Origin of the sequence: Neobacillus oceani (genome assembly GCF_046237595.1) — a bacterium.
Classification (GTDB): Bacteria; Bacillota; Bacilli; order Bacillales; family Cytobacillaceae; genus Bacillus_D; species Bacillus_D oceani.
This window is the reverse complement of sequence record NZ_CP143543.1, coordinates 3,946,203-3,960,053: the sequence shown is the minus strand read 5'-3', so window position 1 is coordinate 3,960,053 and position 13,851 is coordinate 3,946,203. Positions and strand designations below refer to the sequence as shown.

14 protein-coding genes and 1 riboswitch are annotated in these 13,851 nt (G+C 48.2%); of the genes, 13 read left to right on the top strand and 1 reads right to left on the bottom strand.

Translation table 11 applies throughout. The features are described 5' to 3' along the window. The first annotated feature begins 253 nt into the window (after positions 1-253). The 11 genes from V1499_RS20125 (at position 254) to V1499_RS20075 (ending at position 11,036) form a co-directional block, all read left to right on the top strand. Positions 254-571, top strand: coding sequence for a hypothetical protein (locus V1499_RS20125; protein WP_409272022.1), 318 nt, complete (start codon positions 254-256; stop codon positions 569-571). A 115-nt stretch (positions 572-686) separates the two neighbouring features. Beyond that, positions 687-2,198: a cardiolipin synthase gene (gene cls, locus V1499_RS20120; protein ID WP_409272020.1), complete on the top strand. Its 1,512-nt coding sequence runs from the start codon at positions 687-689 to the stop codon at positions 2,196-2,198. Positions 2,199-2,453: 255 nt separating this feature from the next. Next, entirely contained in the window at positions 2,454-3,278 is an 825-nt protein-coding gene (nadE, locus tag V1499_RS20115; protein WP_409272018.1) for an ammonia-dependent NAD(+) synthetase, read from the top strand. Between the two features lie 214 nt (positions 3,279-3,492). After that, on the top strand, positions 3,493-3,768 hold the full coding sequence (locus V1499_RS20110) for a hypothetical protein (RefSeq protein ID WP_409272016.1): 276 nt from the start codon (positions 3,493-3,495) through the stop codon (positions 3,766-3,768). A 71-nt stretch (positions 3,769-3,839) separates the two neighbouring features. Beyond that, positions 3,840-4,016, top strand: a complete 177-nt coding sequence (locus V1499_RS20105; protein ID WP_409272015.1) for a hypothetical protein — start codon at positions 3,840-3,842, stop codon at positions 4,014-4,016. Between the two features lie 289 nt (positions 4,017-4,305). After that, positions 4,306-5,508, top strand: coding sequence for an MASE3 domain-containing protein (locus tag V1499_RS20100; protein WP_409272013.1), 1,203 nt, complete (start codon positions 4,306-4,308; stop codon positions 5,506-5,508). A 136-nt stretch (positions 5,509-5,644) separates the two neighbouring features. Then, positions 5,645-5,820, top strand: a riboswitch (Lysine riboswitch). Positions 5,821-5,976: 156 nt separating this feature from the next. Continuing rightward, positions 5,977-7,404: an amino acid permease gene (locus tag V1499_RS20095; RefSeq protein WP_409272011.1), complete on the top strand. Its 1,428-nt coding sequence runs from the start codon at positions 5,977-5,979 to the stop codon at positions 7,402-7,404. Between the two features lie 422 nt (positions 7,405-7,826). Continuing rightward, entirely contained in the window at positions 7,827-8,657 is an 831-nt protein-coding gene (locus V1499_RS20090; protein WP_409276347.1) for an amino acid ABC transporter substrate-binding protein, read from the top strand. Then, positions 8,644-9,342 carry an amino acid ABC transporter permease gene (locus V1499_RS20085; protein WP_409272009.1) on the top strand — a complete coding sequence of 233 codons (699 nt, stop codon included), beginning with the start codon at positions 8,644-8,646 and terminating at the stop codon, positions 9,340-9,342. Before V1499_RS20090 ends, V1499_RS20085 begins: the two co-directional genes overlap by 14 nt. Positions 9,343-9,441: 99 nt before the next feature. After that, the gene (locus tag V1499_RS20080) at positions 9,442-10,182 is read left to right on the top strand and encodes an amino acid ABC transporter ATP-binding protein (RefSeq protein WP_409276346.1); all 741 of its coding nucleotides are present in this window, start codon (positions 9,442-9,444) and stop codon (positions 10,180-10,182) included. Positions 10,183-10,658: 476 nt separating this feature from the next. Next, a complete protein-coding gene (locus tag V1499_RS20075; protein ID WP_409272007.1) occupies positions 10,659-11,036 on the top strand; it encodes a hypothetical protein in 378 nt (125 codons plus the stop codon). A 143-nt stretch (positions 11,037-11,179) separates the two neighbouring features. Here V1499_RS20075 and V1499_RS20070 read toward each other — a convergent pair whose 3' ends face one another. Continuing rightward, on the bottom strand, positions 11,180-11,314 hold the full coding sequence (locus tag V1499_RS20070; RefSeq protein ID WP_409272005.1) for a hypothetical protein: 135 nt from the start codon (positions 11,312-11,314) through the stop codon (positions 11,180-11,182). A gap of 195 nt (positions 11,315-11,509) precedes the next feature. On the opposite strand from V1499_RS20070, the gene V1499_RS20065 reads away from it, so the two are divergent. Both V1499_RS20065 and V1499_RS20060 read left to right on the top strand, forming a co-directional pair. Continuing rightward, positions 11,510-12,052, top strand: a complete 543-nt coding sequence (locus tag V1499_RS20065) for a hypothetical protein (RefSeq protein ID WP_409272003.1) — start codon at positions 11,510-11,512, stop codon at positions 12,050-12,052. A gap of 11 nt (positions 12,053-12,063) precedes the next feature. Further along, positions 12,064-13,596, top strand: a complete 1,533-nt coding sequence (locus V1499_RS20060) for a flotillin family protein (RefSeq protein ID WP_409272001.1) — start codon at positions 12,064-12,066, stop codon at positions 13,594-13,596. Positions 13,597-13,851: the final 255 nt, after the last annotated feature.

Here is a 13,851-nt window from a genome sequence, read left to right as displayed (position 1 = left end):
ACAGTGGATTGCCTGTGAAATGGCAAGCGTATTTTTTCAGGCGATTATGAAATAGGGAATTATATAGTTCCAAATGCGTTAAAAAGATCAAACCGGGTACTTAGAACAGCAAGTTCATGCTGGGGATTTTTGTGAATTAGCCGCAAAGGAGGGGGTGCACCCTCCTTTTTGCGTTTACAAAAGAGTAAAAGCTTCGAAGCAACGTGTATCAGCTTTTGCGGATGGTTTATCAGCATTCTAATGGGGTTTATCAGTGAATGAAGGCTGTTTATCAGTAAACGAAGGCGGTTTATCAGCAAACGCAACCGTTTTATCAGCAATCGAACGGAGTTTATCAGTAAACGAACGGGATTTATCAGTAAACAAAGGCTGTTTATCAGTAAACGGACGTGGTTTATCAGCAAACGCAACCATTTTATCAGTAAACGAACGTGGTTTGTTAGCAAATGCAACCGTTTTATCAGTAAGCGAAGGCGGTTTATCTGTGTTCGCGGTATTTGCTCCTTCAACCGGCGGAGCGAGCACCGGAATCCGCCGGCTGCCCCTTTGCTATAGCTGGCATTTTTGGTAATAAAAAGCCAGGCTGGATTGACAGGGTGCCTGGGCTAGGGATGTTTTTTTCTCAAAAGGAGAAGGGTATAGAGTAATGGAAGTGAATTTCGCTGCGGCTGACTTGGGGAGAGCGTATGCTAAAACGGAGAGTTGAGTTTATATTTGTGATTGTTCTGACCATATCTTTGTATATGGTGTTTTTTACAAGGGTGGGACCTTTATGGAAGCTGGGGTTCGGCCTGTTATATGCCGGGATTATTTTAGTGAGCGTGTTTTCGCTTATACTTGAAAATCGTTCGGCTCAGCATACGCTGTTGTGGATTTATGTGCTGGTGTTCATTCCGCTGCTTGGGTATATTTTTTACCTGTATTCGGGCCAGCTTTATTTGAAGGGTTATTTGTTCAAGTCGAAGCGGCAGCTGAACCGGGACCAGTGGGAGAGGATGATGCGGTCGGAGGTTACGCCGGATTTGACTTTCCTCGTCGGCAGCCAGGAGAATTTCTCGCGATTTGCTGGCAAGGCCGCGAAGACGCCGATTAGCACGGCTTCTCGGTCGGTTGTTTTAAAAAATGGAAAAGAGACGTTCGGGGAACTAAAGGATTGGCTGCGGAAAGCGGAGTCCTATATCCATATTGAATATTATATTTTCCGGTCGGACCGGCTTGGGAAGGAAATAATAGATATTTTGATTGATAAGGCGCGATCCGGTGTTGAGGTGCGGTTCATTTTCGATGCGGCCGGGAGCAGGACGCTGTCGGTGGCTGACCTGAAGGCGATGAAGGAGGCGGGGATTAATGCCATCCCGTTTTCGCCGCTGAAATTCGGGTTCTTTAACCAAAAATTCAATTTCCGGAACCACCGGAAAATTGTAATTATTGATGGAAAAGTCGGTTTTGTCGGCGGCTTGAATGTCGGCGTTGAGTATTTGGGTGAGGATGAAACGATCGGTTACTGGCGCGATACGCATCTAATGCTGACGGGTGAAGCGGTTTACACGCTGCAAACGATTTTCCTCCTTGATTGGGAGTATGTGAGCGGGGAAAAGGTGCTGAATGAATTCCCGCTCGAGAAGTACCCGATTGAGGATGAGGAGCTGGATGGCGCAATTCAGGTAGTCCCAAGTGGACCGGATACGCAGCAAGGGATCATGAGTGATTTTTATTATGCGATGATGGCTGCGGCCAACCATTCAATCTGGATTGCGACGCCTTATTTCGTCCCGGACGAGTCAATCCGGACCGCGCTCAGGATTGCAGCGGCGAAAGGGCTTGAGGTCAGGATTTTGGTGCCGGAAATCAACGACAGCTTCCTGACGCAGTATGCGACGCGGTCCTATTTTCCTGAGCTGCTCCGCAGTGGCGCAGAAATTTATTCGTATAAAAAAGGTTTCCTCCATCAGAAGGTCATCATTGTCGATGGAAATCTTGCCTCGATCGGGACGGCGAATATGGACATGCGGAGCTTCCACCTGAATTTCGAGGTGAACGTGTTCCTGTACGGGACGAGTTCGATCCGCGACCTTGTTGCCCATTTTGAAGAGGATATGAAGGAAAGCGAGAAAATTGGCGCCGTCGACTTTTATAAACGCGGGTTGTGGAACCGGCTGAAAGAATCATTCGCCCGTTTGTTCTCGGGGGTTCTATAGAGTGTTGTGGCAGAGATAGTGAAAGCTTGGCCAACAGGGAACGTACCCTTTGTTTGTTTGGACATTTTTCCAAGAAGGGTTAAAATAAATTGATGATCAATCGGATCTTTAGGGACAGATGTCTTTAATGTATACTCGGAGTCGCAACGTAATTGATGAGGTTCGTACTCGGATTGGAGCTTGTTACAGCGACTAGGGCTCAATGTGTCCCTGAAGAGTGAAGTAAAGTGTAATTTAGGCTAGGAGGGATTTGCGTTGAGTATGCAGGAGCGTATTATCGCGGAATTGAATGTGAAGCCGGAGATCGATCCGAAGGAGGAAATTAAGAAGCGGATTGGCTTTTTGAAGGAGTATTGCAAGAAGGCTAAGGCAAAAGGGTTCGTGCTCGGGATTAGCGGCGGCCAGGATTCAACGCTTGCGGGACGGCTCGCACAGCTTGCGGCCGAGGAGCTTCGCGAAGAGGGCTACACTGCCAAATTCATTGCCGTGCGCCTTCCTTATGGAATTCAGAAGGATGAAGACGATGCGCAGCTTGCGCTTGATTTTATTAAAGCGGACGAGGAGTTTACCTTTAACATTCAGGATGCCGTCGATGCGGTGAAGGCGGAGTACGAGCGTGCAGGGGAGGGCCAGGTGCTCGCTGACTTCCAAAAAGGGAACGTGAAGGCTCGGATGCGGATGATAGCGCAGTATGCATATGCGGGCATGAACGGATTGCTTGTTATCGGAACGGATCACGCGGCCGAGGCGGTTACCGGATTTTTCACAAAGTTTGGCGATGGGGGAGCGGATGTGTTCCCGCTGACTGGCCTGAACAAGCGGCAGGGCCGTGCGCTGATGAAGGAGCTTGGCGCTGTTGAGCGGCTGTACTTAAAGGAGCCGACTGCCGATTTGCTTGACCATGTCCCGCTGCAGGCGGACGAGACTGAGCTCGGGATTTCGTACGATGTCATCGATGATTATCTGGAAGGCAAGCAGATTTCCGAAGAGAACGCCAAGAAAATCGAGCAGCGCTTCATCATTTCAGAGCATAAGCGGCATATGCCGGCCAATCCGTATAGTGAATGGTGGAAGAAGTAAATTTTTGTTAAGGTGCGGCTTGGTTTAGCAGGCCACAATTGTAAATTACTGGAACACAGTCCATTTTTATCGGGGCTGTGTTTTTTGTATGGGAAGGGGGCTGAAGCTTGGTTTAAGGCCTATGCCGTTTCAGGTTTCTTTGAATTTTCACAGATGCGAATCCGGGAAACCTTTATAATTGAAGGAAGATATTTTGTCCGGAATGAGGTGCGGGATGAGAAAGCAGAGTTGGATTTTGCTGCTCCTGTTTTTTGTAGTGGCTGCTGGCCTTTTTTATGTAAAACAGTATACGATGCTGCTCGATTTTAAAAGTTCGGCGGAAACAGTCAACAGAACGTACGAGTTCGAAAAAGATTTTTCGGATACGAAAACGCTTGTTGAAGGAGTTGACCGGATATTCATTGGTGAGGTCCTTGAGGAAAAAGGCCGCGGTTCCCATGCGGGAAATCCCGCCACTTTTTTTGAGGTGCGTGTCACGCAAAAAATATAAAGGGAGCCCTGCTTGGCGGTATTACAGTCATCCAGAACGGCGGGTATTTCAAGGAAGGCGGCAAGCTTTATTTGCTGAAATTCGAAAATGACGAACTTTTGAGAAAGGGACAAATGTACCTATTTGCCGTCCAAGAGGTTGGTGACGGCATGTACTTGTCGATGCCGAAATTCGGCCATACCGCCATTCATACCGAGGAGCAGAAGTACGAGCTGATTGACGGAATCCGTGGGGTGCTTGGGGAGTGATTTGCAGAGGAACAAGGCGTCGGTATTCCTGTGTCCGAAGGCGCCAGTCATTCAGACAGCTTTTTGGAAACCGATTGCGCCTAAGATTAAGCCGGCTTTTCGGTACGAGAGAGTCCGCACCCATAGTAATCAGGGCCAGGCTCGGCCCAAAGAGCCCCATCCCCTTCCCCGCATGTCGCCAAGCCACAAAGTGTTGCATAAATTTTCATAAATCTGCTATATTCACCACCGCCAAAGCACCTGTATTGATTTTATAATGGAGAAAATTGGCTTGGAAGGGGGGAGTCAGGTGAGGAACACGATGACGGAAGGACGTTTTCTTGCATGGGTGGCCGGGGCGATCATCACTCTTATGGGAATCCATGTTTTCCACCCGCAGCTAGTCCAGGTTTACAACCCGGTGAACTATGTATCGTTCCACGCACTGCTTGAGTTTTTCAGTATTATGATTTCGTTCGTAATTGTCTTGTACAGCTGGAGAGTGTTAGACCGGAATCGCTCTGTAAGGCTGCTGCTCATTCTTTTCATTTTTTCCACAGTGGGAATGGTTGATCTCCTCCACACGGTGACCTTTAAAGGTATGCCCTACTTCCTAACCGAGAGCTCCGTGGCGAAAGCAACTGGTTTCTGGATTGTTGCGCGGATGGTCGAGGCTATCCTGATGCTGGTAGTGATGCTGATGCCGGACAAGCTGGTGAGACGGGATTTGCGGAAGCCGGTTCTCAGCGCCGCAATCATGCTCGGACTTGCAATCATGGCAATTGTTTTCATCTTTGAAAAGAGCCTTCCCGTCCTTGTTGTCGAAGGGCAAGGGACCACTCCTCTTAAAAATGGCCTTGAGTACTTCATCAGCTTCCTGCATTTTCTGTCACTCGTCGTCTGCCTGCACCATTATTATCTTGAAAAATGCACCACACACCTAAATCTCGCGCTCGCCTTTACACTTCTGTTCCTGTCGGAGATGATCTTCACCGTCTACCAAAGTGTATTCGACCTCGATAATTTTACAGGCCACATTTTCAAGGTGCTCGGTTATTATTTCATCCTGAAAGGCGTTTTCCTGCTTCTGAAGAAAAAGGAACCTGTGCCAGATGAAAATACCGTTGTAAAGCAAATCCCAGGGGCCCTTTTCTCGATTATGAAAAAAGAAGGGCGCTTCATGTTTACTTATATGGAAGGCGGCCTGCTCCGCGAGAATGGGCTCAAGCCGTCCGCAATCACTGGCACCGACGTTGAAGACCTGATGCCTCCAATGGAAGGCGATGCACTCGACTACTGCCACGAATGCTGGGAAACCGGCGCCAAACAGACATTTCTGGCCAATATTAAAAAAAGCCATTTCGCCATTTCCCTCGTACCAATCGTAAAAGGCGGGAAGGTCGAGGAAATTGCGGGCACCGCCGTCGATGTTTCCAATTTCGTCCATTATGGAGCCCGCGAGAGGCCACAATCGGCAGTTGCCAGGAAAGGGAAAGCCTTGAAAACACTATGATTGACGGCTTTGTGGAAAATTGGCCACCCGGGCTGGGCGTTGCGCGGAACAGGTTGACAAACCCCCTGCGAGGCTTTATCCTAGGTAAGGCTAAAAAAACATCACATAATTCAAATATATAGATTCCTCATCAGCGAGATGAGGTAGAGGTCGCGGGTATTAGGAGTAATTCGGAAGAGGGGCAGGCACCCCGGGGAGGCCGGATGAAAGGAATGACCGCCGAAGCGCCGCAGGTCACTGACTGCGTCAGCTGGGACTGTATCCGAATAGGTGCAGGACTGCCATGGGAAACTATGGTGAACTATCCCGTTTTGTCTGATGCGGCACAAATACACTCCGTATCAGGGGTGTTTTTTTCTGCCTGTTTTTGAAGCAGATGCTTCCGTTTACTCCGCCACCTTTCAGAAAAGTGGAGGAGGGGATGGCGCAATGCTTCACTTTCAACAACGAAGAGAGGAGACATCATAGATGAATAAACAAGGGAAACTTGGTTTATGGATATTGACGGCACTTGTCGTTGGAAATATGGTTGGATCCGGCATTTTCATGCTGCCGCGCTCGCTATCTGAGGCGGCAAGTCCGGCAGGCGTGATGATGGCGTGGGGGTTGACCGGATTCGGGGTCATGATGACGGTCCTTGTGTTCGGAAACCTAGCGATTCGGAAGCCGGAGCTAAAGGGTGGGCCGCAAATATATGCGAAGGAATTGTTCAGGCCGGGCACTCAGGCTTCGACGCTGTCAGGCTTCATGGCGACTTGGGGCTACTGGATTGGGAACCTTGCCGGGAATATTGCGATTATTACGACGTTCGCGGGCTACCTGTCAACGTTCTTCCCGATTTTGACGAGCCAGGCGGAATGGTTTTCGATTGGCGGATTAACCGTAAAGGTCGGCAACGGTATGACGTTTATCGTCTGCACGGTGATGCTTTGGTCTACCCATGCCATCATCCTTCGCGGAATTGAGAACGCCGGAAAGCTGAATTTCGCTGCCACCGCTGCGAAGGTTATTGGTTTTATTCTATTCATTATTGTTGGTTTATTCGCATTCAGTAAAACAAACATCTTGCCGCTCACCGCTCCACGGGTCGACGGTAGCGGACAGACGATCGGTTTGCTTGGCCAGGTGAATTCAGCCGCCCTGTCAACACTTTGGGCATTCATCGGCGTTGAATCCGCTGTTGTCTTTTCATCAAGGGCGAAAAAACAAATCGATGTAAAACGGGCTTCCATCCTGGGCTTGCTCATCGCACTCGCGCTTTACATCGGTATCTCCATCCTTGTTATGGGCATGCTCAGCCAGGGAGAACTCATTGCTTCCGACAAGCCGCTTATCGACGCGATTACCAAGGTGCTCGGACCGGCTGGTGGCCAGGCGCTCGCCGCAATTGGCTTGATCAGCCTAGTCGGCTCGACGCTTGGCTGGGTAATGCTGAGTGCGGAAATCCCGTTCCAGGCTGCAAAGCAAGGGCTTTTCCTGCCGTGGTTCCTAAAGGAAAATAAAAAAGGTATTCCAGTCCGTTCGATGATCATTACAAACGGACTTGGTCAGCTGTTCATTTTCTCGACGATTTCGAACTCCATTTCGAAGGCGTTCGGTTTTGTTATTTTCATTGCGACCCTGTCGTATCTCGTTCCTTACTTCATCGCTTCACTATACCAGCTTAAGCTAGTTGTGACTGGGGAAACATACCTAGGTGACAAATCGCGTGCGACCGATGGAATCATTGCTGCGATGTCGACGATTTATTCTACTTGGGTCATCATTGGCGGGACAGCCGACCTGAAAACATTCACCTTTGGGATGCTACTCATTGCAAGCGGAATTTTCTTTTACGGGCCGCTCTGGAGGGCGAATGCTGGAAACAGGTCTGTTAAAAAGAGACCTGCGGTTTAAGGGTAATCAACAAAAGTTAGCTTTAACTTCTCAAGTTCCATTGAAAGATGGGCTTATCCAAGCGCATTGATCAATACCTGGGCGAGGTAAGATCCTATCCTGTGCCGCAAAAAGATTTATAGAAACAACTTAAACCGCTTGGGGGTTCCCAGGCGGTTTTTTAAAATATTTATAGTAAAGGAAAAAACAGAGGTGGGGAGAAGATTTACATAAACATTCTGCCTGCTTGGCCCGGGTGGCCAATTTTCCAAAAGGCGTCTTTAGAAAGAATTCGGATAGCTTTCCAACATATCCCTCAAGAAAACGATTAATCTGCAAAAGGCAGGGTAAAATATACAGAAATTAATCTTTGACATGGCTGGCGTTCCTGTACTATGATGTTTAATGTTGACCAAACCAATAAGAATTAGGGGGTATTAATGTTGAAGAAGTTATCGATTCTGTTTGCACTCATGCTAAGCCTTGTGCTGGTGGTTGCTGCGTGTGGTACGAACGACAAAAATAATGCTAATAACAATACGAATAATGAAGAAAAGAAGACTGGCGGGAATGATGTTCTTTCCAAGGTGAAGGATGAAGGCAAACTTGTTGTCGGTACGGAAGGTACATACCCTCCGTTTACGTTCCACGATGATAAGGGCAAGCTGACTGGCTTTGACGTTGAAATTGCCGAGGAGGTCGGAAAGCGGCTTGGCGTGGAGGTTGAATTCCTTGAAACGCAGTGGGATGCGATTTTCGCTGGGCTTGATGCGAAGCGTTTTGACATGATTGCCAACCAGGTCGGTATCCGTCCGGACCGCCAGGAGAAGTACTTGTTCTCCGAGCCTTACATTACTTCCGCGGCCGTCCTGATTACGCGTGAAGACAATGACAAAGTGACCAAGTTTGAGGATATTAAGGGGCTTAAGTCTGCTCAGTCGATGACAAGTAATTATGCCGACATCGCTAGGAAATACGGTGCGGAAATTGTTGGCGTTGAGGGCTTTAACCAGGCGGTCGAGCTTTTGAACTCGAAGCGGGTTGATGTGACGATCAATGACAAGATTGCGTTCCTTGATTTTAAAAAGAACCGTCCTGAGGCGAAAGTAAAAGTCGTTGCGACGGAAAGCGATGTTTCAAAGAGCGGACTCATGTTCCGCAAGGACAGCCAGACACTTGTGGATGAAGTGAACAAGGCTCTTAAAGAAATGATTGACGACGGTACGTACGACGAAATCTCAAAGAAATGGTTTGGTGAGAATGTACTTAAGTAGTATTTTCACAGACCCTGCCCGGATGGACAGGTTAGTGACAATTGCGAAAAACTCTTTCCAGCCTTTGCTGGAAGGACTTATTGCCAATACCATTCCTTTGACGCTAATTTCTTTCGCGTTGGGGCTGATTTTGGCCATTTTAACGGCGCTCGCGCGGATTTCCCAAGTGAAGGTGCTCCGGGGCATCGCGCGTTTCTATGTATCCGCGATTCGCGGCACGCCGCTTTTGGTACAGTTGTTCATCCTGTTTTACGGGCTGCCGACTGTCGGAATCGTTATCGATCCGTTCCCGGCGGCGGTTATCGGTTTTTCGCTTAGTGTTGGAGCGTATGCTTCGGAAATCATCCGCGCTGCGATCCTGTCGATTCCAATGGGGCAGTGGGAAGCGGGTTATTCGATCGGGATGACCTATCCGCAGCTTTTGAAGAGAGTCATTTTGCCACAGGCGGCGAGGGTATCGGTTCCGCCATTGTCGAACTCGTTCATCAGCCTTGTAAAAGACACGTCGCTTGCGGCGATGATTCTAGTGACTGAAATGTTCCGCCGCGCGCAGGAGATTGCGTCGACGAACTATGAGTTTTTGCTGCTTTACCTGGAAGCAGCCCTGCTTTACTGGGTTGTCTGTTTCATCCTTTCCATCTTCCAGGGCAAGCTGGAAGCAAGGTTTGACCGGTATGTTAAATAGATGGGAAGGGGGGACTGTTAGATGAGTACTGTGAATGGATCGGTTGGCCTTCAAGGTTCCGGTGTTATTTCCGATGGCGGTGCCGGGTCCGGGGCGCCGATGATTTCGATTAATGGTTTATATAAGCAGTTCGGCGAGCTGGAGGTTTTGAAGGGTATTGACCTGGAAGTCGAGAAGGGGAAGGTCGTCGTTGTCATCGGCCCGTCCGGTTCGGGTAAAACAACACTTCTCCGCTGCCTCAATGTTCTTGAGACGCCGACAAAGGGAAGAATTTCGATCGCCGGGCAAACGCTTGATTTCTCGGGTGGCGTGCCGAAGAAGGATATCGCTTCGTTCAGGCGCCTGACCGGGATGGTGTTCCAAAGCTACAATCTTTTCCCGCATATGACGGCGCTCGGGAATGTGATGGAAGGGCCGGTTACCGTCAAAGGAGAAAACAGGGAGAACGCCAGGCAAAAAGCGGCGATGCTTCTGCAGAAGGTTGGCCTTGGCGATAAGCTTGATTATTACCCGCACCAGCTTTCCGGCGGGCAGCAACAGCGGGTCGGCATTGCCCGGGCGCTTGCAATGGAGCCCGCGGTTATGTTGTTCGACGAGCCGACATCCGCATTGGATCCCGAACTGGTTGGGGAAGTGTTGAAGGTTATGAAGGATTTGGCGAACGAAGGGATGACCATGGTCGTCGTCACCCACGAGATGCGTTTCGCACGCGAAGCCGCCAACGAAGTCATCTTCATGGACAAAGGCGTCGTCGTCGAGCGCGGCCACCCCGAAAACTTCTTCATCAACCCAAAACACGAACGAACGAGGCAATTCCTCAACCTTATTCGGCCGGAATAAGTGGGTTAGTAGGTGCCATGCGTATTTATGCGGAGTTTTTGTCCCAGCCGGGCTCCTCGATTCCGGAGAAGTTTACTAATAACAGTCCGATTGTTGCAATCGGGCTGTTTTTTGTGCGGTTTTTGGATGTTTTGGCATTATCCTTTTGATTTGGGCGATGTCCACATCCAAAGATAACGACAGATGCTAGAATTTAAAGAAGATGACTATGAATGGTACCCCACGCTGGGGTTTTTTTGCAAAAAAACGTCTGTAACGATGTTGGCTTGGCTTCTTCTTGATTTATTCACCCCATTTCTTAAAGAATTCACCGCATTTTTTCATTTATTCGCCCTGTTTTTATGTTGATTTTCCTTTATCTCAATATTCCGAAAATATTTCCCAACTTCTAAACCTGGTAATTTTTCAATGTTTTTCCTAAATTAAAGGAAAACGGTGATAAAATAGTAGAAAAAAGGATAGAAAGGTGGGGCTAGGTGGTGAGGTGGAAGAAGCTTTCGCTTACCATTATTGCTTTTCTAGCGAGCATTTTCTTGATAATGGTCATTGCGGCGTACCATTACAACATCATAGATGGAGATTATGATAAACTGACGATTACAAAAATGGATAAAACGGTTGCGATTATTACAAATAAAGCAGCAATCGAGGAAATCATTGACCGGATCAATGACAGCCCGAGGAGGTTTCTGCGCAAAACGGGATTCACCTACGATTACCTGCCTTACGGATTCCTGATTTTTGAAAATGAAGAGGAAAAGGTGGAGCATGCCTTTTATTTATTTAAAGGAAACATTGTAATCGGTTATTGGGATATTGATACGAAATTTGAGTTCGCGAAGGATCTGGAATAGATATTTTAAAAAGAAGTTCTGTCGGGAAAGGCAGTTTTACTAAAAAAGCTTGAGGTATCCTCAAGCTTTTTTGAATAACATGATAGATTGCCAATATACTCGTTTTAAGAAATAGACAGCCTTTCGTTAGAAAAATGCCAGGTTTACTTATGGTAATTCCGCCTTTTGAGTTTGTCGGTCAGGTAAGTCGGCTTTTTCGAAACCGCTATTAATGAAGCGACGAAGGAGATGCTCAGTACTGTTGGCACGACCCATGCCAAATGGTCGATAGGTTCCATCGCGTTGCACTCCCCTTGAATGTATTCGTTGCGTTAAATTCCCTATACCCTATTTGGGAATAGGGCAAACGGCATAGAGCTTTACCAAATAGTATAAAAATTTTTACAATTATTGCAGAAATTGAAACTTTACCTGTCAATCGCCGTATACCTTACTGTAAAATAAAAGGGAAGACACTAAACGGGGGTGATTGAATGGAAACGATTAATGGCATCCCGATAGAAACGATTTACCTGTACAGTCTGATCATAGCTGGTGCGTTGACGTTGATTTATGTGCTGTTTAGCGATCTGCTGTCAGGCCTGTTGGACAGTCTTGATTTTTTAAATCCCGTCCTTTTATTTTCATTTATTACCTTTTTGTCGGCTGGTGGGTTTATTTTGGAAAAAGTGACGGCTATTTCGTCACTGGTGATTCTTTTGGTTTCCGCAGGAATTTCCGCAATCCTCGTTACCTTGCTGAATGTGTTCGTCCTTGTGCCGCTTTCCCAGGCAGAGGCGTCGCTTTCCTACAACGAGTCCGATTTGCGGGGCCGGATTGGAAAAGTGATTACGTCCATACCTGTGAACGGGTACGGCGAAGTGATGATTGACAGTATCAGCGGGAGGATTTCCAAGCCGGCTTCAAGCTATGACGGCACCGAAATCGGTTCCGGCGAGGATGTACTGGTTGTCGATACGGCCAACGGAGTGCTTCAAGTCGCAGTAAAAGAAAAATTAGAACAAGAGTGGATTTAGGAGGAGATTGAATGATTGATTTGACGTTGATTGCAATAGGAATAGCGGTATTTATTGTAGTAGCGCTTCTTGCTGTTTTCGTAACAAAATATAAGACGGCCGGCCCGGATGAGGCGCTGATTGTAACTGGGAGCATGCTTGGCAATCGGAATGTCCACGTCGATGAGTCGGGAAATAAAATTAAGATTATTCGCGGTGGCGGTACATTTATTCTGCCGGTATTCCAGCAGTCCCAGCCGCTGAGCCTTTTGTCGAGCAAGCTTGAGGTTACGACTCCGGAAGTATACACAGAGCAAGGCGTTCCAGTAATGGCGGACGGCGTCGCGATCATTAAAATTGGCGGATCGATTTCCGAAATCGCGACCGCGGCCGAGCAGTTTCTCGGTAAAGCGACGGCAGACCGCGAGAACGAAGCGAAGGAAGTCCTTGAGGGGCATCTCCGCTCCATCCTCGGTTCGATGACTGTTGAAGAGATTTATAAAAACCGTGACAAGTTCTCGCAGGAAGTCCAGCGTGTCGCTTCCCAGGACCTTGCAAAAATGGGTCTCGTGATTGTTTCTTTCACAATTAAGGATGTCCGTGATAAAAACGGCTACCTGGACTCGCTTGGTAAACCGCGAATCGCTCAGGTGAAACGAGATGCCGATATCGCGACAGCCGAAGCGGAAATGGAAACACGCGTCAAAAGGGCAGAAGCCGCGAAGGAAGCGAAACGCGCCGAGCTTGAGCGTGCAACTGAAATCGCTGAAGCTGAAAAAATCAACCAGCTGAAGGTCGCGGAATTCCGCGCCGAACAGGACAGCGCGAAAGCCCGTGCCGACCAGGCATACGACCTTGAAACAGCCCGCTCAAAGCAGCAGGTTACCGAGCAGGAAATGCAAATCAAGATCATAGAGCGCCAGAAGCAAATCGAGCTTGAAGAAAAAGAAATCCTCCGCCGTGAGCGCCAGTACGATTCAGAAGTCAAGAAGAAGGCAGACGCCGACCGTTACTCCGTTGAGCAAGCTGCTGCCGCTGAAAAGGCAAAGCAGATAGCTGAAGCCGAAGCGAACAAATACCGGATTGAAGCAATGGCAAAAGCAGAAGCGGAGCGCATCCGCCTCGACGGTCTTGCAAAGGCTGACGCAGTCAGGGCACAGGGTGAATCCGATGCGGAAATCATCCGCCTGAAAGGTCTTGCGGAAGCTGAAGCGAAGCAGAAGATCGCCGAAGCGTTCGAACAGTTCGGCGAGGCAGCCGTTATGGATATGATCATGAAGATGCTTCCTGAATACGCGAAGCAGGTCGCAGCTCCACTTGCGAACATCGATAAGATTTCCATCGTTGATACTGGCGGTGGCGGTGCGAACAGCGGCGCGAATCGGGTAACAGGCTATGCCACGAACCTGATGGCCGGACTCCAGGAAACCTTGAAAGCGTCTAGCGGCATTGACTTGAAGGAACTGATTGAAAGCTATGCCGGTAAAAACAGCCTTCGCCAAAATATAATCGAGCATGCTGCCAAGGAAGAGAGCCAAAGCCAAAAGGAACCAGTTCAGATGTAAGTGCATAGAATAGATAATCGAAAAGCCATTCCAGTTAGCTGGAGTGGCTTTTCTTTTTGTTTGGGTGTTATTATATGTGGTGGGGATACTGCTAGCAATTTGATAGCAAGTTGCTAGCGATCCCCCGAAGTTTTTCGGTTTTATCCTGAAATTTTAGGGTTTTATCCTGTAGTTCTTTCAAAAGTTTTATCCTGAAGTTCTTTTAAAATATTTATCCGGTAGTTTCTTAAAACCCACTGTCACTGGTCAAAAAAA